The following is an 18384-nucleotide window of genomic DNA, read 5'->3' on the forward strand; positions in this document are numbered from 1 at the left end:
CGCGCTCGCCGCAGCGCAGCATGTGACCGACAAGCTGATCGTGCAATCGGCGGATCTCACTGCCAGCCAGGAGATAGCCGTCAACATCACCGGCGCCAACGATGCTGCGGTGAATGCCGTCCCCCTGGCGCAGGTGGTCAACGAAGATACGCCATTGGTGTTCCATACGGCCAACGGCAATGCACTTAGCATCTCTGACGTGGACAACGCGAGCCACACGGTGACACTGAGCGCAAGCCATGGCGCGATCACGCTGAATGGCGTTGCCGGACTGCAGTTCCTGTCGGGCGACGGCACCGCGGACAGCACCATGACATTCACGGGCAGCGATGCGGCCATCAATGCTGCGCTGAATGGCATGAGCTTCCTTGGCGAGAAGGATTACGCGGGCGCCGCATCGTTGCAGATGCAGACCAGCGATGGCGCTTCGGTCGATACCGATACGGTGGCGATTACGCTCAATCCCGTCAATGACGCGCCGGTGGCAGCGGGGGACGTGATCTATGTTTCGTACGACGAAAACGGCAACAACAATATCCTGATCCCGGTCAGCGCGCTGCTTGCCAATGATGGCGATGTAGATGGCAGGGCCCTGTCAATCACCGCGGTGAAGCCTGGGACGGGCGCGGGAAGCACCGCGGTACTGGGTGCCGACGGCAGCTACATCACGTTGAACACCAGCGGCGGCACGGGGCAAGGCAGCTTCAGCTATACCGTGTACGACGGGGCGGGTGGTACCAGCACGGGGACCGTTACGGTCAATGTCTTGTCGACCACCGGATCTGTCACGGTGTCGCTGGAGAACCAGGACTATCAGGCTTCCTACCTGAATGGCGGCAGCGGCATCGATACGCAGAAGGGCGCCGGCGCTGGGGACGTCTTCATCGGTGGAGCGGGCGCCGATCTGCTCAACGGCGGCGCCGGCGACGACGTGCTGCGGGGTGGCGCGGGCAACGATTCGATCGACGGCGGCGCAGGTATCGACATGCTTGATTTCTCCGATTCGACCAGGGGTATCACCTTCTCGCTGACGCAAGGTAGCGGCACAGCTACCCTGTCCGGCCTGGGCTCGGATACTTACAGCAATATGGAGGGCGTGATCGGCTCGGCGTTGGCCGACGCGCTGACCGGCAGCTCCGGCAACGACATCATTCGCGGTGGCGCGGGCAATGACACCATCGACGGCGGCGACGGCATCGACCTGCTTGATTTCTCCGATGCTACCGGCGGGATTGTGTTCACTCTGATGCAGAGCGGCAGCGCCACCACGGCAGGCCCGGGCGTGACCGGCCTCGGTGCCGACAGCTACAGCAACATGGAAGGCGTCATCGGCTCCGCCTTCAACGACAACATCACCGGCTTGGCCGGCAACGACGTGCTGCGTGGCGGCGCGGGCAACGACGTGTTGGTCGGAGGCGCCGGCAACGACGTACTGACCGGCGGCGCCGGCGCCGACACACTGACCGGCGGCACCGGCAGCGACACCTTCCGCTTCCTGCGCGCGGACCCCGCCTCGGTCGACACCATCACCGACTTCGGTGTGGCTCCCGTGGCTTCCGGTGGCGATGTGCTGGATCTTTCCGACCTGCTTTCCGGTGTTGGCGTGACCACTGCCAATGCGGCGCAGTTCGTCCGCCTTTCCGAGGTGGGTGGAGATACCGTGGTCAGCCTGGATCGCGATGGCAGTGGCACGGCGGCTGCATTCCAGGACGTGGCGGTGCTGCAGGGCGTGGTCGGGCTCGATCTCAACACGTTGTTGAGCAACGGCAATATCCACACCGCCTGAGGCGTGCGTTCGGTGGCGAATTCAGAGAGGGAAATGCTGGGCGGCAGTAAAACCGGTACTCCGGTGCAGTTGAAAACCATAATAAACGGGTAGCGCACCGCTTCCCGCATCGCGCAGGCGCCGGCCAGGGCGATACGCGGCGGCGGGTGCGCCCGAGTGGGGGAAGCATGACAACGACATGGTGCCGGCTGGCACATGTACTGCTATGGGCAGCCATGGTGGTGCCGCATCACGCGGCAGCCCAGGCGCTGCGCCAGGCAGTCGAGCAAGCCGTGCATACCAATCCCGAAGTGCTGGCGGCGGGCAGCCGCCGGCTGGCCGCGGACGAGGGGCTGACGCAGGCGCGCGCCGGTTACCTGCCACGGGTCGATGTCAATGCCGCCACCGGTCGCGTACGCCTGGACAGCCACAGCACCCGTCTGATGGGGCTGTCCGACTCTTCCTATGCCAGCCACGCGGCCGGCGTGACGATCTCGCAGATGCTGTTCGACGGCTTTGCCACCAGCAGCGATGTGGAGCGCCAGGGCGCACGGATCGACGGCGCGGCCTATCGGGTCGGCGCGACTGCCGAAGACATCGCGCTGCGCACGGTCGGCGTCTATGTGGAGGTCCTGCGGCGCCAGGAAACCGTGGCCATCGGCCTGGCCAATCTGGAAGCGCACCAGCACATCTATGACCAGATCCGGCTTGGCGCCGACAACGGGGTGCTGCGCCGCGCCGATCTGTATCAGGTCGAAAGCCGCCTGGCGCTGGCCAAGGCCAGCCTGCGCGCCGAGCAGGGCAGCCTGCAGGACGCCATGACAGCCTACTTGCGCGTGGTCGGCGCGCCGCCGGAGGCCTTGTCCAGGCCGGAGCCGCTGTCGACGCTCCTGCCTGCCACCGAACGGGAGGCGCAGCAGGTGGCAAACGCCAATCACCCCGCGCTGGGTGCCGGGCAGGCCGATATCGCCGAAGCCCAGGCCGGGCGTTCGCTGGCCAAGGCCGCGTTGTGGCCAAGGCTGGATCTCGAGGTCGGCGTGGCGCGCGACCGTGACCGCGTGCTTGGCACCACCGACGAGCGCAGCGTGATGCTGCGCGTGCGCTACAACCTGTTTCGTGGCAACGCCGACAAGGCGCGCATCAACGAGGCCGGCTACCAAGTACAGGAAGCGGAGCAGAACCTGGACCGGCTGCGCAGGCAGGTACAGGAGGCCGTATCGCAGGCCTATAACGCCCACCTGACGGCGCAGGACCGGCTGGTGAGCCTCAAGCAATACGTGGAGGCCAGCGATGCCACGCGTGTCAGCTACGGCAAGCAATTCCGGATCGGGCAGCGCAGCCTGCTTGACCTGCTGAATGCCGAGAACGAGTACTTCAGCGCCCGCACGGCCTACGTGACCGGCCAGTACAACGAGCTGGCCAGCCAGTACCGCATCCTTGCCGGCATGGGCTTGCTGCTGGCGACCCTGCAGGTGCCGCCGCCCCAGGCGGGAATGGTGCAGGTCGGGCAGCGGGCAGCGCCGCCGGTGGGACAGAGGTAGGGGAGGGCGGTGCCGGGACAATCCGGCAGCCATGCTTCAGTCGCCGGCCACTGAAGATCCTGACCCGGCCCGGATCAGCCCGGCACAGCCTCTCCCCGCAATCCCCGCATCCGATACTCTCCCGGCGCCACGCCCGTCCATTTCTTGAATGCCCGGTGAAACGTGCTCGGCTCGGAGAAGCCGAGCCGCAGTGCCACGTCCTGCAGCGTCATGCCGGGGCGCTCCATCATGCCGATGGCCACGTCGCGCCGCAGGCTGTCCTTGATGCTCTGGTAGCCGCTGCCCTCGTCGCGCAGCCGGCGGCGCAGGGTCTGGGGCGTGAGCCGCAGCATCTGCGCCATCTGCTCCAGCGACGGCAGTTCGTCATCCAGGTGGGAACGCAAGTGCTGCCGGATACGCTCGGCCAGGCAGCTGTTGTCGCGGTAGCGGATCAGCAGGTTGCGCGGCGTCTCGCGCAGGAACTCGCGCAGGCTGGCGGCGTCCTGCATCACCGGCATGCGCAGGCTGGCGCCATCGAAATGCAGCACGGAGACAGGCTGGCCGTAATGCACGGCGGCCTTGAAGACACGCTCGGTCTCCGGGCCGCCCTGCGACGGCGCGGCGCTCAGGTCGACCCGCGCCAGCGGGATATGGCCGGCGACCAGCCAGCTGAGCAGCGCGTAGGCATGGAACACGAAAGTCGATTCGGCAAAGCTGCGGCAGGCCGAGGCCGGCGCGCGCGGATGCAGCACCACGGAGGCGGTCTTGCCGTCCGCGCTGACATGCAGGCGTGGCGCGAAGGCGTCGATATGCAGCCGGTACAGGCGCAGCCCGGCGCGGATGGCATCTTCCAGCGTGGCGCAATGGATCAGGTTGCGGCACGCCTGCGCAAACACGCCCGGGGTCACGGGCCGGTCCAGCAGCCCCCAGAGTTCATCGCGCGTGACGCGGCGCAGCGTGCGGATCAGCGCCGCGTACTGGCCCTGGGTGACGCGCGCATTGGGCGAGGCCAGCAGCGCCGGCGAAATCCCGGCCCGGCGCAGCAGCGCGGCAATGTCGTGGCCCAGCCGGCGCGGGCCCAGCAGGATGTGATCCACATGCTGGATCGCAATGGTGTGGCGCGCCGAGGCCTGCGGCGCGGCCTGCGCCGTGCCGGCCGGGGCCTCGGCACGGCCTGGGGCATGGCCGTGCCCGGGCGCCGGCGGCAGTGCGCTGCCGGCGAGGTGCAGCTTGCCTGGCGCGGGCGGGCGCAGCGATGACAGGACAGCGGTATGCATGGGTCTCCTCATCACGGTGGCGCGTCGGCGCCGGCGCCGCGGAACGCCTGGCTCCGCGGGCGTTCCAGGACGTTTCGCCACATCGTCTCGCCACCTTAGCAAGCCGCGACCGCACCGCACAATCGGGATTTGCCAAAGGCTGCCTTCCATCTGAGCGATTCGGCCAATCATTTTGGCTTGTCTGGTCATTGTCCACGCACCGCAGCATCGCGCACTCTGCGGCTGATACCTATACAAGGCTGGCACATCGGCCCGGACGGGACCAGAAACGGGGGCAACGACCCGTTCCCGCCTCAGGAAAAACAATGGAGACAACAACACATGCAGGCAGATCGTCGTAGTGCGCTATGGCACTTTGGGGCCGGATTGCTGGCGTGGGGCGGCGTTGCCGCCGGGATGCTGGGGGCGGGCGCGGCGCTCGCGCAGAGCGAATTCCCGGCGCGCACCGTGCGCATGGTCGTGCCCTTCCCGGCAGGTGGCGCCACTGATGTGCTGGCCCGCGCCATTGCCGAAGGGCTGGGCAAGGCCTGGAAGCGCCCGGTGGTGGTGGAAAACCGCCCGGGCGCCAGCGGCATGCTCGGCGCCGAGGTGGTCGCCCGTGCCGAGGCCGACGGCTACACCGCGCTGCTGACGATCACGCCGCTGGTGCAGGCGCCAAGCCTGTATGCCCGGGCGCCCTATGACCCGGTGAAGGATTTCGCCGCGGTGTCCGAGCTCGGCACGACCAACCTGGTGTTCGCCGTCAACAGCAATGCGGTGCCGGCCACCAACCTGAAAGACTTCATCGCGCAGGTTCGCGCCAAGCCGAAGCAGTTCTCCTACGGCTCGTTCGGGGCCGGTTCGAGCGGCCACCTGTACGGCGAGGTCTTCAACGAGGCCGCCAAGATCGACATGCTCCATGTCTCATACAAGGGCGAGGCTCCGGAGCTGAATGACCTGCTGGGCGGCCAGGTGACGGCGGCGGTGATCTCGGTGATGGGCGCCAAGCCCCACGTCGCCACCGGCCGCCTGCGCGCCCTCGCGGTGACTGGCCCCGCGCGCGCCCCGCAGCTGCCGGATGTGCCGACTTTCCGCGAAGCCGGCATTGAAGGCATGGATGCGATGGGCTGGTTCGGGCTGCTGCTACCGGCCGCTACGCCGCGGCCGATCGTTGAGAAGTTTTCGGCGGACGTCAACCGCGTGCTGGCCCAGCCCGACGTGCGCAAGCGCATGAATGAGCTTGGCGTGATCCTGACCGGCAGCACGCCAGACGCGTTTGCCCAGACCATCCAGGCCGACTATGTCCGCTGGGGCAAGGTGATCCGCACCAGGAACATCCGCCTGGATTAAGTCATTCCCGTTTGACCTGTCGATTGCTGCAAATGAAGCCTGCTACAAGTACCCACCAGCCGTTCCGTTCCCCGGCCTGGCCGCCCGGCCTGCCGGCCACGCTGCATACGCCTCGCACCAGCCTGTTTTATAACGTCGAGGCGGCGGCGCACCGCTATCCGGACAAGACCGCGATCCAGTATTTCGGCACCGCGATCTCCTACGCCCAACTGCAGGACGAGATCGAACGGATGGCGGGCTACCTGCAGCACGCCTGCGGCATCGAGCCGGGCGACCGGGTGCTGCTGTTCAGCCAGAACTGCCCACAGTTCATCATCGCCTACTACGCGATCCTGCGCGCCGAAGGCGTGGTGGTCCCGGCCAACCCGATGTGGCTGGAGGCCGAACTTGCCCATGTGGTCCAGGACAGCGGCGCGGTGGCGGCCTTTGCCGGCAGCGAGCTGTACCAGCGCGTGGCACCGCTGCACGGCCCGGCGCTGCGCCATGTGATCCTGCACGACTACGCCGGCATGCTGCGCGACGACGGCGGCCTGGCGGTGCCGGCCTGGCTGCGCGAACCGCCGCCCGCGCCGCAGGCTGCGCCCTCCGGCGCCATGCCGGTGGCCTGGGACGCGGCCAGCGCCGCCGGGCACCGGCCGCTGCCCCACCAGGCCGGCTACGACACGCTGTGCATGCTGGCCTATACCTCCGGCACCACCGGCCACCCCAAGGGCTGCATGCATACCCACGGCACGCTGATGACCGCGGCGGCCGGTTCGGTGATCTGGCGCGGCGCTACGCCCGAATCCGTGGTGCTGGCCGTGGCGCCGATGTTCCACCTGCTCGGCATGCAGAACTGCATGAACTCGCCGCTCTACCTGGGCGCCACCGTGGTGCTGATGCCGCGCTGGGACCGCACGCTGGCCGCGGACCTGCTCGAGCGCTACCGCGTCTCGGTCTGGGGTGCGCCGCCGGCGATGATGGTGGACTTCTTCTCCCAGCCGGGCATCGACGCGCGCGACCTGTCGAGCCTGGCCTACGTCGGCGGCGGCGGCGCGGCCATGCCCGAAGCGGTGGCCAATATGCTGCAGGAACGCTTCGGCCTGCCCTACGTCGAGGCCTACGGCATGACCGAGACCGCGGCCTTCATCCTGTCCAACCCGCGCAACCAGCCCAAGCGCGAATGCCTGGGCATCGCCACCTTCGGCGTGGACGCGCGCGTGCTCGATCCCGAGACGCTGCAGGAACTGCCCCACGGCGAGACCGGCGAGATCGTGGTCCACGGCGGCCAGGTGATGCAGGGCTACTGGCACAACCCGGAGGCCAACGCGGCTACCTTCATCGAGATCGGCGGCAAGCGCTTCCTGCGCACCGGCGACCTCGGCTTCATGGACGAGGAAGGCTACTTCTTCATGCGCGACCGCCTCAAGCGCATGATCAACGCGTCCGGCTACAAGGTCTGGCCGGCCGAGGTGGAGAACCTGCTGTACGCGCACCCGGCCATCCACGAAGCCTGCGTGATCGCCGCCCGCGACCAGCGCCGCGGCGAGACCGTCAAGGCCGTGGTGGCGCTGCGTCCGGAAGCACGCGGCACGGCCGAAGCCGACCCCGAACGCATCATGGCCTGGTGCCGCGAGCATATGGCCGCGTACAAGGTGCCGCGCATCGTCGACGTGGTCGACGCGCTGCCCAAGTCGGCCACCGGCAAGATCCTGTGGCGCGCCTTGCAGGAGCGCGAGATGCAGGCGGACAACCCGAGCGCGTGACGCCAGCGGCGAATTCAGCAAAGAGAGAGACAGCATGCAGCAAAGCAGACGCAACTGGCTGGCACAGGCCGGCACCCTGGCCGGCGCAGCCATCCTCGGCGGCGCGGGCAGCGCCTTCGCGCAGCAACCGTATCCCGGCAAGCCGATCCGCATGATCGTGCCGTACCCGGCCGGCGGCGGCACCGACACCGTGGGCCGCCTGATCGGCCAGCGCCTGGCCGAAAGCCTGGGCCAGCCGGTGGTGGTCGAAAACAAGCCCGGCGCCAGCGGCATGCTGGGCAACGACACCGTCGCCAAGGCGCCGGCCGACGGCTACACCATCCTGCTGGCGATCACGGCGCTGATCCAGGCGCCGGCCCTGTACAAGCGCACGCCGTACGACGTGGCCAGGGACTTCACGCCGGTCTCGCTGATCGCCAAGTCGTCCGACCTGTTCGTGGTGCCCAACCGCGTGCCGGCCAGCAATATGCGCGAGTTCCTGGCGCTGGCCAAGGCGGGCAAGCTCAGCTATGGCTCCTACGGCAACGGCACCTCGTCGCACCTGCACGGCGAGCTGCTCAAGCAGCAGGCAGGCATCGATCTCGCACACATCCCATACAAGGGCGCGGCGCCGCTGATGAGCGACCTGCTCGGCGGCCAGGTGGACAGCGCCTTTGTCGACGTGACCTCGGCCAACCCCTACCTGGGCAGCAACAAGTTCAAGATCCTCGGCATCACTGGCACCCAGCGCTACAAGGCGCTGCCCAATGTGGCGACCTTCACTGAACTGGGCCTGCCGGGATTCGAGCCCGACGGCTGGTACGGGCTGTTCCTGCCGGCCAATGCGCCCAAGGATGTGACGGCGAAGCTGGCGGCAGAGACCGCGCGCATCGTGCGGCTGCCCGAAGTGACGCAGAAGCTGGCCGGCATGGGCCTGCAGCCGGTCGGGTCCGCGCCGCAGGAACTGGCGGCCGTGGTCGCCGGCGACACGCCCAAGTGGGCCAAGATCGTGCGCGACGCCAATATCCAGCTCGACTGAAACCCGCCTCCCGGAGCCCACCGATGGAAACCATCCGCTTTGCCGTCGAGGACGGCGTTGCCACGCTGACGCTGGACTCGCCGGCGCGCAAGAACGCGCTGTCCTTGCCGATGCGCGACGAGATCGGCGAAGTGATTCGCCGGGTACGCGCCGACGACAGCGTGCGCGCGCTGATCCTGACCGCCGCCGGCACCGATTTCTCGTCGGGCGGCGACATCAGCTCGATGCAGGTCGAAATCAATGCCGAGCAGGGCCGAAAGCGCCTGCACAAGGTGCACGGCTGGCTGGAAGACCTGATCCAGCTCGACGTGCCGGTCATCGCCGCGGTGGACGGCGCGGCCTATGGCGCGGGCTTCAGCCTGGCGCTGACGGCCGACATCATCCTGGCCACGCCGCGCGCGCGCTTCGGGCTGCCGTTCCTGCGCATGGGGCTGATCCCCGACTGTGGCGTGTTCTACACGCTGCCGCGGATGATCGGCCTGCAGCGGGCCAAGGCGCTGATGTTCTCGATGCGCGAGCTGAACGCCCAGGCCGCGCAAGACCTTGGCATCGTCATGGAAATCGTGCCGGCAGACAGCCTGCAGGAACGTGCGCGGATGCTGGCGCAGGCCTTCACCGAGGCCTCGCCGGTGGCGGTGGGCCTGACCAAACAGGCGCTGAACGCTTCGCTGAACCAGGACCTGCACACCATGCTGGCGATGGAAGCGGACGGGCAGGGCATTGCCTTCTCCACCGCCTATCGCCGCGAGGCTGCCGACCGCTTCATGGCCAAGCAGCCGCTGCGCTACCGCTGGCCGGACTGAGCGCCGGCACCGGTCATGCTGCCCTGCAGCATCCGGCTGCCTCGCCAGGCCGTTGTTTACGTATACAGGCGGGCGCTGGCCGGACGGCACCGGTCGCCTGCTCATTTTCTCGTTTACCCTGATACCAGCACACCATATGGGATCCCACGACCAGCACACGGCGCCCGCCGTACGCCAGACCCCCTGGATGACCGAAGACCTGGGGACGTTCCAGGAAACCGTGCGCCGCTTCATCGAGCGCGAACTGGCGCCCAACGAGGCCCGCTGGGCCGACCAGGGCTATATCGACCGCGAGGTCTGGCGCCGCGCCGGCCAGATCGGGCTGCTGTGCGCCAGCATCCCCGAGGAATACGGCGGCGGTGGCGGCACCTTTGCCCACGAGGCCGTCATCACCCAGGAAATGTCGCGTGCCGTCTGCACCAGCCTTGGCAATAATGTGCACAGCGGCATCGTGGCACACTACCTGCTCAACTACGGCACGGAAGAGCAGAAGAAGAAATGGCTGCCGCAGATGGCCAGCGGCGAAATGGTGGCGGCCATTGCCATGTCGGAACCTGGCGCTGGTTCCGACCTCAAAGCGATACGCACCCGTGCGGTGCGCGAACCGACCGAAAACGGAGACTGCTATCGCATAAACGGTGCAAAGACCTTCATCACGAACGGGTATCACGCCGACCTGGTCTGCGTGGTGGCCAAGACCGATCCGGAAGCCGGTTCGCGCGGCGTGTCGCTGGTCATGGTGGAGACGCGCGACCTGCCGGGCTTCCGTCGTGGCCGCATTCTCGAGAAGATCGGGCAGAAAGGGCAGGACACCGCCGAACTCTTCTTCGACGACGTGCTGGTGCCGTGCGCCAACCTGCTGGGCACGCTGGAGGGGCAGGGTTTCTACCAGCTTATGCAGCAGCTGCCGCAAGAGCGCATGATCATTGCGCTCGGGGCCGTGGCGACCATGCAGCGCGCCATCGAGCTGACCACCGAATACGTGCGCCAGCGCAAGGTGTTCGGCCAGTCGCTGGCCGATTTGCAGAACACGCGCTTCAAGCTGGCGGAGTGCAAGACGGTCGCCACCATTGCCGCGACCTTCGTCGACGATTGCATGCTGCGCCTGATGGACGGCAAGCTCGACGCTGCCACGGCCGCCATGGCCAAGTGGTGGTGCACGCAGCAGAACTGCCAGGTCATCGACGAGTGCCTGCAGTTGCACGGCGGCTACGGCTACATGCTTGAATACCCGATCGCGCGTATGTATGCGAACGCACGCGTGAGCAAGATCTTCGGCGGCTCCAACGAGATCATGAAGGAGCTGGTCGCGCGCACGCTTTGAGGCGTCTGCTATCAGCAGTGTGCGCGTGCTAGTGCGCGCAAACGCGTAAGAAAATGCGGAAAATCGAAAGCCGGCACCAGTGCCGGCTTTCGTGCGTATGGTTACAAAACCGGATGTGCACGGATGGCGGGAAAGGTGTAAGGTGTTTCACAAGCATGGTCAATGGCCCGTCGCGTGCGGGGGCAAGGCCCGAGCGGAAATCCAGCCAGAAGCTGAAGCGGATTCATGCAGAAAATGCAGCAACGAAACAGACGTTGCATCGATGCAAGATACGTCAACTCGGACTCCACCATCGCCGTTATTTGACTATGATGAAGTAAAGACTTCGCAACATGACAGGTCGCCAGGCCGGGGTGGTGTGCCGCGAACGTTGCGCGAAGCCTTAGGGGTAGCACGCCTCGGACGTGAACTCTGACGGGAGTGAGGTATGGACATTTTTGGCCATTACGCTACGCGCTTCGAAGCTCGCAAGGAAGAGGAATACAGCATCCAGGAGTACCTGGAGATCTGCAAGAAGGATCCGACTGCCTACGCGACTGCTGCAGAGCGCATGCTTGCCGCCATCGGCCAGCCTGAGCTGGTGGATACCCACCATGACCCCAGGCTGTCCCGCCTGTTCTTCAACAAGGTCATCCGCATCTATCCGGCCTTCCGCGACTTTTATGGCATGGAGGACACGATCGAACAGATCGTCTCGTTCTTCAAGCACGCGGCGCAGGGCCTGGAAGAGCGCAAGCAGATCCTCTACCTGCTCGGGCCCCCGGGTGGTGGCAAGTCCTCGCTCGCTGAAAAGCTCAAGGCGCTGATGGAGGAGATCCCCATCTACGCGCTCAAGGGTTCGCCGATCCATGAGTCGCCGCTGGGGCTGTTCGCGCCGGAGGAAGACGGCAAGATCCTGGAAGAGGACTACGGCATTCCGATCCGGTATCTGAACACCATTGCCTCGCCCTGGGCGGTCAAGCGCCTGCACGAGTTCAACGGCGATATCACCAGGTTCCGGGTGGTCAAGCTGCGCCCTTCGGTGCTGTCGCAGATTGCGATCTCGAAGACGGAGCCTGGCGACGAAAACAACCAGGATATTTCCTCGCTGGTCGGCAAGGTCGACATCCGCAAGCTGGAAGATTTTCCGCAGGACGATCCGGACGCCTACTCCTATTCCGGCGGGCTCTGCCTGGCCAACCGCGGCCTGCTTGAGTTCGTTGAAATGTTCAAGGCGCCCATCAAGGTCCTGCACCCGCTGCTGACGGCAACGCAGGAAGGCAACTACAAGGGCACCGAGGGCTTCGGCGCGATCCCGTTCGACGGCATCGTCCTGGCGCACTCGAACGAGGCTGAGTGGACGACCTTCAAGGCGGACAAGAACAACGAGGCTTTCCTGGACCGGATCTATATCGTCAAGGTGCCTTACGTGCTGCGCGTGTCCGACGAGGTGAAGATCTACGACAAGCTGCTGCGCAGCAGTTCGCTGTCGGCCGCGCCGTGCGCGCCCAACACGCTGAAGATGATGGCGCAGTTCGCGGTGCTCACCCGCATCAAGGAGCCCGAGAACTCCAATGTCTTCTCGAAGATGCGCGTCTATGACGGCGAGAGCCTGAAGGACGTGGATCCGAAAGCGAAGTCGTACCAGGAATACCGCGACTACGCCGGCATCGATGAAGGTATGAACGGGCTGTCGACGCGCTTTGCGTTCAAGGTCCTGTCCAAGGTCTTCAACTTCGACAACACCGAAGTGGCGGCCAACCCGGTGCACCTGCTGTATGTGCTCGAACAGCAGATCGAGCGCGAACAGTTCCCGCCGGAGCAGGAATCCAAGCTGCTGTCGTACATCAAGGAGTACCTGACCACGCCGTTCGTGGAGTTCATCGGCAAGGAGATCCAGACTGCCTACCTGGAGTCGTATTCCGAGTATGGCCAGAACATCTTCGACCGCTATGTGGTGTTCGCCGACCTGTGGATCCAGGACCAGGAGTACCGCGATCCCAACACCGGCGAGATCCTCGACCGCAACGCGCTGAACGACGAGCTTGAGAAGGTGGAGAAGCCCGCGGGTATCTCGAACCCGAAGGACTTCCGCAACGAGATCGTCAACTTCGTGCTGCGGGCACGGGCCAACAACAGTGGCAAGAATCCGGTCTGGACCAGCTATGAAAAGCTGCGGATGGTGATCGAGAAGCGCATGTTCTCCACCACGGAGGACCTGCTGCCGGTGATCTCGTTCAACGCCAAGTCTTCTCGCGAAGACCAGGACAAGCACGAGAACTTCGTCAACCGCATGGTCGAGAAGGGGTACACGCCCAAGCAAGTGAGACTTCTGGTGGAGTGGTATCTGCGCGTAAGAAAGTCATCGTAACGGCGCCGCGGAACAGGTCTCTCAACGAGGGAAACTTATGGCTACGGTCATCGATCGGCGCGAGAACGGCGGCAACAAGAGTGCCGTCAATCAGCAACGTTTCATCAAGCGCTACCGCGAGCAGATACGGCAAGCGGTGGCAAAGGCGGTGTCCGGCCGGAAGATCATGGACATCGAGCAGAGCGGCCAGGTGTCCATTCCGGTCAAGGACATCTCCGAACCGATCTTCCACCACGGCCCGGGCGGGCGGCGCGAGTGGATTCACCCTGGCAACAAGAAGTTCGTCAAGGGTGATTCCTTCGACCGCCAGCAGCAGGGCGGTGGCGGGACCGGTTCGCGGGCCAGCGACAGCGGCGAGGGCGAGGACGATTTCGTCTTCACGCTGTCGCGCGAGGATTTCCTGAACTTCTTCTTCGAGGACATGGCGCTGCCGGACCTGGCCAAGCGCCACCTCGCCAAGATCGCCGAGGTGCGCAAGGTGCGCGCCGGCTTTTCCATCGACGGCACGCCTGCCAACCTGTCGGTCCTGCGCACCATGCGCAGTTCGCTGGGGCGGCGCATCGCCTTGTCCAGCCCTTACCAGAAGCGCCTGCGCGAACTGGAGCTGGACTACAGCGCGGCGCTGGAAAAGGACGGCCCCTATGCCGAAGGCACCCTCGATGTGATGGAGAAGATGCGGCACCTGCGTGCCTGCATCGACCGCGTGCCCTTTATCGAGAAGCTCGACCTGCGCTACAACAACCGCGTGCTGAAGAAGCGCCCGCAGGCCCAGGCGGTGATGTTCTGCCTGATGGACGTGTCCGGCTCGATGGACGAGAGCCGCAAGGACCTGGCCAAGCGCTTCTTCATGCTGCTGTACCTGTTCCTGAAGCGCAACTACGAGCGCATCGACGTCGTGTTCATTCGCCATCACACGGTGGCGAAGGAAGTCGATGAGGAAGACTTCTTCCACTCGCGCGAGTCCGGTGGTACCGTGGTGTCCAGTGCGCTGAAGCTGATGGTGGAAGTGATCCACGACCGCTATCCGCCAAGCCAGTGGAACATCTACTGCGCGCAGGCGTCAGACGGTGATAACTGGGCCGGTGATTCCGAGTTGTGCGGACGCCTGCTGCGCGATTCGATCCTGCCACTGGTGCAGTACTACGCATATGTTGAAGTCGCATCGGAAGAACCGCAGAACCTCTGGGAAGAGTATCTGACGGTCAAGGGACAGTTCGATCACTTTGCGATGCAGCGCATCATCGGTGCGGACGAGATCTACCCGGTGCTGCACGACCTGTTCCAGAAGCGCGCAGCATAGTAGGGTGGCGCCGGTCCTGGCCTTCCGTGCGGAGGGCCACAGTGAAGGAAAATGGCGAGGCAAAGCGGACCACGCGGCGCGGCGATGCCGTGCGCGCCGGACGGGTCTGGCGCCTTGCCCGGGCAACAAGGGGCGAAGATGGCTTATCTCTCCACGGGTTCGGAATGGACCTTCGAGCTGATCAAACGGTATGACCGCGAGATCGCCCGCATCGCCGGCGAATTCGGGCTGGATACCTATCCCAACCAGATCGAGATCATCACCGCCGAGCAGATGCTCGACGCCTACGCGTCGGCGGGGCTGCCGGGCGGCTACAGCCCCCGGGCCNTCCTACGGCAAGCATTTCCTGGCGTCCGAGCGCAGCTACCAGCGCGGCCACATGGGGCTGGCCTATGAGATCGTCATCAACTCCAATCCCTGCATCGCCTACCTGATGGAGGAGAACACCATGCCGATGCAGGCGCTGACGATCGCGCACGCCTGCTACGGCCACAACTCGTTCTTCAAGGGCAACTACCTGTTCCGCACCTGGACCAACGCGGACGCCATCGTCGACTACCTGCTGTTTGCCAAGAACTACGTGGCCGAGTGCGAGCAGCGTTACGGCGAACGCGAGGTGGAACTGCTGCTGGACTCTTGCCACGCCTTGCAGAACTACGGCGTGGACCGCTACAAGCGGCCCAAGAAGCTGTCCATCACCGAAGAGAAGGCGCGCCAGGCCGATCGCGAGAACTACCTGCAGATGCAGGTCAACGACCTGTGGCGCACCCTGCCCAAGAGCCGGCCGCATGCGCTGGCGTCGGAGGACGACGCGTCCGAGGGGGAAATCCTCTTCCCGCCGGAGCCGCAGGAGAACCTGCTGTACTTCATCGAGAAGAACGCGCCCAAGCTGGCATCGTGGCAGCGCGAGATCGTGCGCATCGTGCGCAAGATCGCGCAGTACTTCTATCCGCAGCGCCAGACCAAGGTCATGAACGAAGGCTGGGCCACGTTCTGGCACTACACCATCATCAACCAGCTGTACGAGGAAAAGCTGGTCAACGATGCGTTCATGATGGAGCTGCTGCAGGCGCATACCAACGTGATTTACCAGCCGCCGTACAACAGCCCCTACTACAGCGGCATGAACCCCTACACGATCGGTTTCCTGATGTTCCAGGACCTGCGCCGCATGTGCGAAAACCCGACCGAAGAGGATTACCGCTGGGCCCCGGAATTCGCCGGCAGCGACTGGCGCAAGACGCTGGACTTTGCCATGCGCAACTTCAAGGACGAGAGCTTCCTGCTGCAGTTCCTGTCGCCGCGCGTGATCCGCGAGCTGAAGCTGTTCTCGGTGCTGGACGATGACCGCGAAGGCAAGCTGCGCGTCACCGCGATCCACAACGATGAAGGCTACCGCGCGATCCGCCAGCTGATGGCGGCGCAATATGACCTCTCCAGCATGGAGCCCAATATCCAGGTCACCAATGTCGACGTGGGCGGCGACCGCTCGCTGACGCTGCGGCACCTGCAGAACGACCGCCGGCCGCTGGCGCACAACTTCGACGAGGTGATCCGGCACGTGACCCGGCTGTGGGGCTTCACCGTGCGGCTCGAGGTGGCCTACGAGGACGGCCGCACCGAGCTGAAGTACGAGTGCAAGCCGGAACGGCGCCACCGCCGCCCGCACGGCGGCGGCCTCAGCCTGGCCGCCTGATCCCGCAATTGCCGGGGTTAAGCCCCGCCGCTCAGGCGGCGGGCGCGGGCTCGCACCATTCGCGCACCAGTTCCACCGCGTTGCGGCCGGCGCTGGCGCACACCTGCTCGCCCAGCACCCGGCTCCACCAGCGCTCCGACCCGTCCGCCACGCGCCACGCATGCAGCCGGCGCGTATAGAGCTGCAGGTCGTATTCCTCCGTGATCCCGATGGCGCCGTGCACGGCGTGGGCGATGGCTGCCACCGGCGTGACCGCGTCGCTGGCGCGCAGCTTGCCGATGGCTGCGCGCAGCCGGTCGGGCGTGCCGGTGCCGCTGTCGCAGGCCAGCTGTGCGGCCACGCGTGCCGCGGCAACGTGCTCGGCCATCTCGCTGACCTGGTGCTGGATCGCCTGGAACTTGCCGATGGCGCGCCCGAACTGCTGGCGGTCGTTGGCATACTGCAGCGTCAGGTCGAGCACGTGCGACAGCGCTCCGGCCAGTTGCGCCGCGTGCAGGCACGCGCCCAGCGTGCGCAGGGTGCCGGCGGGCATTGAAAACGCCGCTGGCGCCGCGGCGTCAGGGCGCAGCACGCGCAGCGTCAGGTCGTGATGGGCGCCGGTAGCCTCGGCGCGGGCGTCGGCCGCCGACAGCAGCAGGCAGCGCTCGCCGTCCTGCAGCAGGAACCACTGCGCATGGCGGGCGTCGGCCACCAGCGCCGCGCCGGCGCCGTCTTCAAAGCCGGCGAGTGCGACCGGGCCGGCGGGCAGGGCGATGCCATGCGCCTGCAGCAGCGCGCGCGCAAAGATGGTCTGCGCCAGCGGCAGCGGCAAGGCGTGGCGGCCGGTGACAAGGAGCACCGGCGCCAGCTCGCGCAGCGGCAGCGCGGCGCCGCCGGCGGATTCGGGCAGCAGGCAATCGGCAAAGCCGCTTTCCAGCAGCGCTTGCCACAGCGGCTGCGGGTCGGCCTGCTGTTCCAGCGCGCGCACGGTGGCAGGCGGGCAGCAGTCGCGCAGCAGCGCGTCGAGGGCGTCGGAATAGGCGTTATGCATGGGGTATCTCGTTCAGGATGGCGGTCGACGGGGGCGGATTCAACGCAGGCCGAGTCCGCGCGCGATCATGCCGCGCAGGATTTCGCGGGTGCCGCCGCGCAGCGAGTACGACGGCGCGATCTGCGTGACATAGGCCAGGGTGCGGTACAGCGCCCCATCGGCCGCCAGGGCGGGCTCATCACCTAGCGCGGCTTCCACCAGCGCGGGAATCGACTGCTCGAAGGTCGTGCCCAGGTCCTTCACCAGCGCGGCCTCCACCACCGGGCTTTCACCGGCGGCCAGCCGCGACGTGACGGCCAGCGACATGGCGCGCAGCACCGCCAGGTGGCCGGCGAGCCGGCCCGCGGTCACGGTGTCGCGCCGTGCCGGCGGCAGCCGGCGCATGGCGTCGAGCCAGGTGTCGAGCAGCACCACGCTGGAGTAGAGGCGCTCCGGGCCGCTGCGCTCGAACGCCAGCTCGGCGTTGACCTGCTCCCAGCCGCTGCCTTCCTGGCCGACCAGCGCGTCCGGGGCCAGCGCCACGTCGTCGAAGGTGACTTCGGAGAAGTGCGCGTCGCCCGCCAGGTCGTGGATCGGCCGCACCGTGACGCCCGGTGCGTGCAGGTCGACGATGAACTGCGACAGCCCGGCCTGCCGGTCCTGCGGCGTGCCCGAGGTGCGCACCAGCGCGATCATGAAGTGGCAGCGGTCGGCATTGGTAGTCCAGATCTTGCGGCCGTTCAGGCGCCAGCTGCCGTCCGCCTGGCGCACCGCGCGCGTGGCCACGCTGGCCAGGTCCGAGCCGGAGTTGGGCTCGCTCATGCCGATGCAGAAGAAGGCCTCGCCGCGGCTGATCGCCGGCAGGTAGCGCGCCTTCTGCGCGTCGTTGCCGTAGCGCAGGATCAGCGGGCCGCTCTGGCGGTCGGCGATCCAGTGCGCCGACACCGGTGCGCCGCAGGCCAGCAGTTCTTCCACCAGCACGAAGCGCGAAAACGGGTCCAGGCCCGCGCCGCCGAACTGCGCCGGCAGCGTGATGCCGACCCAGCCGCGTGCGGCCAGCGCCCGGCTGAAGGCGGCATCGAACCCCATCCACGAGCGCGCGCGCGTTTCCGGCGGCAGCGCGGGCAGGTGTGCATCGAGAAAGGCCCGCACCTCGCCGCGGAACGCCACGGCGTGCGGCGGCAGGGAGGTCAGGCCGAAGGTGGAAAGCAATGCGGTCACGGTGAAATCCTGTGTCTGGTATTGGCT

Annotated in this window: 12 protein-coding genes and 1 pseudogene; 10 read left to right on the forward strand and 3 right to left on the reverse strand. The window is 66.3% G+C overall.

The annotated features are described in order from the left end of the window. On the forward strand, nt 1-1786 hold a 1786-nt coding region (locus tag CF68_RS27145), incomplete at its 5' end, for a type I secretion C-terminal target domain-containing protein (protein ID WP_035824983.1). 167 nt (nt 1787-1953) lie between these two features. Next, nucleotides 1954-3306 (forward strand): TolC family outer membrane protein, encoded by a 1353-nt coding sequence (locus CF68_RS27150; protein WP_035824985.1) that lies wholly within the window; start codon nt 1954-1956, stop codon nt 3304-3306. Between the two features lie 74 nt (nt 3307-3380). Here CF68_RS27150 and CF68_RS27155 read toward each other — a convergent pair whose 3' ends face one another. Then, nucleotides 3381-4562: an AraC family transcriptional regulator gene (locus CF68_RS27155; RefSeq protein WP_035824987.1), complete on the reverse strand. Its 1182-nt coding sequence runs from the start codon at nt 4560-4562 to the stop codon at nt 3381-3383. A gap of 321 nt (nt 4563-4883) precedes the next feature. On the opposite strand from CF68_RS27155, the gene CF68_RS27160 reads away from it, so the two are divergent. The 8 genes and pseudogenes from CF68_RS27160 to CF68_RS27195 all read left to right on the forward strand — a co-directional run bounded on the left by CF68_RS27160 (nt 4884) and on the right by CF68_RS27195 (nt 16127). Beyond that, a complete protein-coding gene (locus CF68_RS27160) occupies nt 4884-5891 on the forward strand; it encodes a tripartite tricarboxylate transporter substrate binding protein (protein WP_035824989.1) in 1008 nt (335 codons plus the stop codon). Nucleotides 5892-5923: 32 nt separating this feature from the next. Then, a complete protein-coding gene (locus tag CF68_RS27165; RefSeq protein WP_035824992.1) occupies nt 5924-7636 on the forward strand; it encodes a long-chain fatty acid--CoA ligase in 1713 nt (570 codons plus the stop codon). Between the two features lie 34 nt (nt 7637-7670). Further along, complete coding sequence (locus tag CF68_RS27170; RefSeq protein ID WP_035824995.1) at nt 7671-8654, forward strand: tripartite tricarboxylate transporter substrate binding protein; 984 nt, start codon at nt 7671-7673, stop codon at nt 8652-8654. Between the two features lie 23 nt (nt 8655-8677). Further along, nucleotides 8678-9457: an enoyl-CoA hydratase/isomerase family protein gene (locus CF68_RS27175; protein WP_035824998.1), complete on the forward strand. Its 780-nt coding sequence runs from the start codon at nt 8678-8680 to the stop codon at nt 9455-9457. A gap of 136 nt (nt 9458-9593) precedes the next feature. Next, nucleotides 9594-10781: an acyl-CoA dehydrogenase family protein gene (locus CF68_RS27180; RefSeq protein WP_035825001.1), complete on the forward strand. Its 1188-nt coding sequence runs from the start codon at nt 9594-9596 to the stop codon at nt 10779-10781. A 427-nt stretch (nt 10782-11208) separates the two neighbouring features. After that, nucleotides 11209-13131: a PrkA family serine protein kinase gene (locus CF68_RS27185; protein ID WP_035825003.1), complete on the forward strand. Its 1923-nt coding sequence runs from the start codon at nt 11209-11211 to the stop codon at nt 13129-13131. A 37-nt stretch (nt 13132-13168) separates the two neighbouring features. Beyond that, the gene (locus CF68_RS27190; protein WP_035825005.1) at nt 13169-14431 is read left to right on the forward strand and encodes a YeaH/YhbH family protein; all 1263 of its coding nucleotides are present in this window, start codon (nt 13169-13171) and stop codon (nt 14429-14431) included. A gap of 138 nt (nt 14432-14569) precedes the next feature. Beyond that, nucleotides 14570-16127, forward strand: a pseudogene (locus CF68_RS27195) (SpoVR family protein). A 31-nt stretch (nt 16128-16158) separates the two neighbouring features. On the opposite strand, the gene CF68_RS27200 reads toward CF68_RS27195, so the two are convergent. Together CF68_RS27200 and CF68_RS27205 are read right to left on the reverse strand one after the other, a co-directional pair. Then, complete coding sequence (locus tag CF68_RS27200; protein WP_035825007.1) at nt 16159-17157, reverse strand: acyl-CoA dehydrogenase; 999 nt, start codon at nt 17155-17157, stop codon at nt 16159-16161. Between the two features lie 39 nt (nt 17158-17196). Beyond that, complete coding sequence (locus CF68_RS27205) at nt 17197-18357, reverse strand: acyl-CoA dehydrogenase family protein (protein ID WP_035825010.1); 1161 nt, start codon at nt 18355-18357, stop codon at nt 17197-17199. Nucleotides 18358-18384 lie beyond the last annotated feature (27 nt).

It is taken from the genome of Cupriavidus sp. SK-4 (assembly GCF_000611125.1).
In the GTDB taxonomy this organism is placed as follows: Bacteria; Pseudomonadota; Gammaproteobacteria; order Burkholderiales; family Burkholderiaceae; genus Cupriavidus; species Cupriavidus necator.

Excerpts from the sequence above, each read along its gene's own strand:
- CF68_RS27150 (WP_035824985.1), top strand. The coding sequence starts at position 1,954 with ATGACAACGACATGGTGCCGGCTGGCACATGTACTGCTATGGGCAGCC.
- CF68_RS27155 (WP_035824987.1), bottom strand. The coding sequence starts at position 4,562 with ATGCATACCGCTGTCCTGTCATCGCTGCGCCCGCCCGCGCCAGGCAAG.
- CF68_RS27160 (WP_035824989.1), top strand. The coding sequence starts at position 4,884 with ATGCAGGCAGATCGTCGTAGTGCGCTATGGCACTTTGGGGCCGGATTG.
- CF68_RS27165 (WP_035824992.1), top strand. The coding sequence starts at position 5,924 with ATGAAGCCTGCTACAAGTACCCACCAGCCGTTCCGTTCCCCGGCCTGG.
- CF68_RS27170 (WP_035824995.1), top strand. The coding sequence starts at position 7,671 with ATGCAGCAAAGCAGACGCAACTGGCTGGCACAGGCCGGCACCCTGGCC.
- CF68_RS27175 (WP_035824998.1), top strand. The coding sequence starts at position 8,678 with ATGGAAACCATCCGCTTTGCCGTCGAGGACGGCGTTGCCACGCTGACG.
- CF68_RS27180 (WP_035825001.1), top strand. The coding sequence starts at position 9,594 with ATGGGATCCCACGACCAGCACACGGCGCCCGCCGTACGCCAGACCCCC.
- CF68_RS27185 (WP_035825003.1), top strand. The coding sequence starts at position 11,209 with ATGGACATTTTTGGCCATTACGCTACGCGCTTCGAAGCTCGCAAGGAA.
- CF68_RS27190 (WP_035825005.1), top strand. The coding sequence starts at position 13,169 with ATGGCTACGGTCATCGATCGGCGCGAGAACGGCGGCAACAAGAGTGCC.
- CF68_RS27200 (WP_035825007.1), bottom strand. The coding sequence starts at position 17,157 with ATGCATAACGCCTATTCCGACGCCCTCGACGCGCTGCTGCGCGACTGC.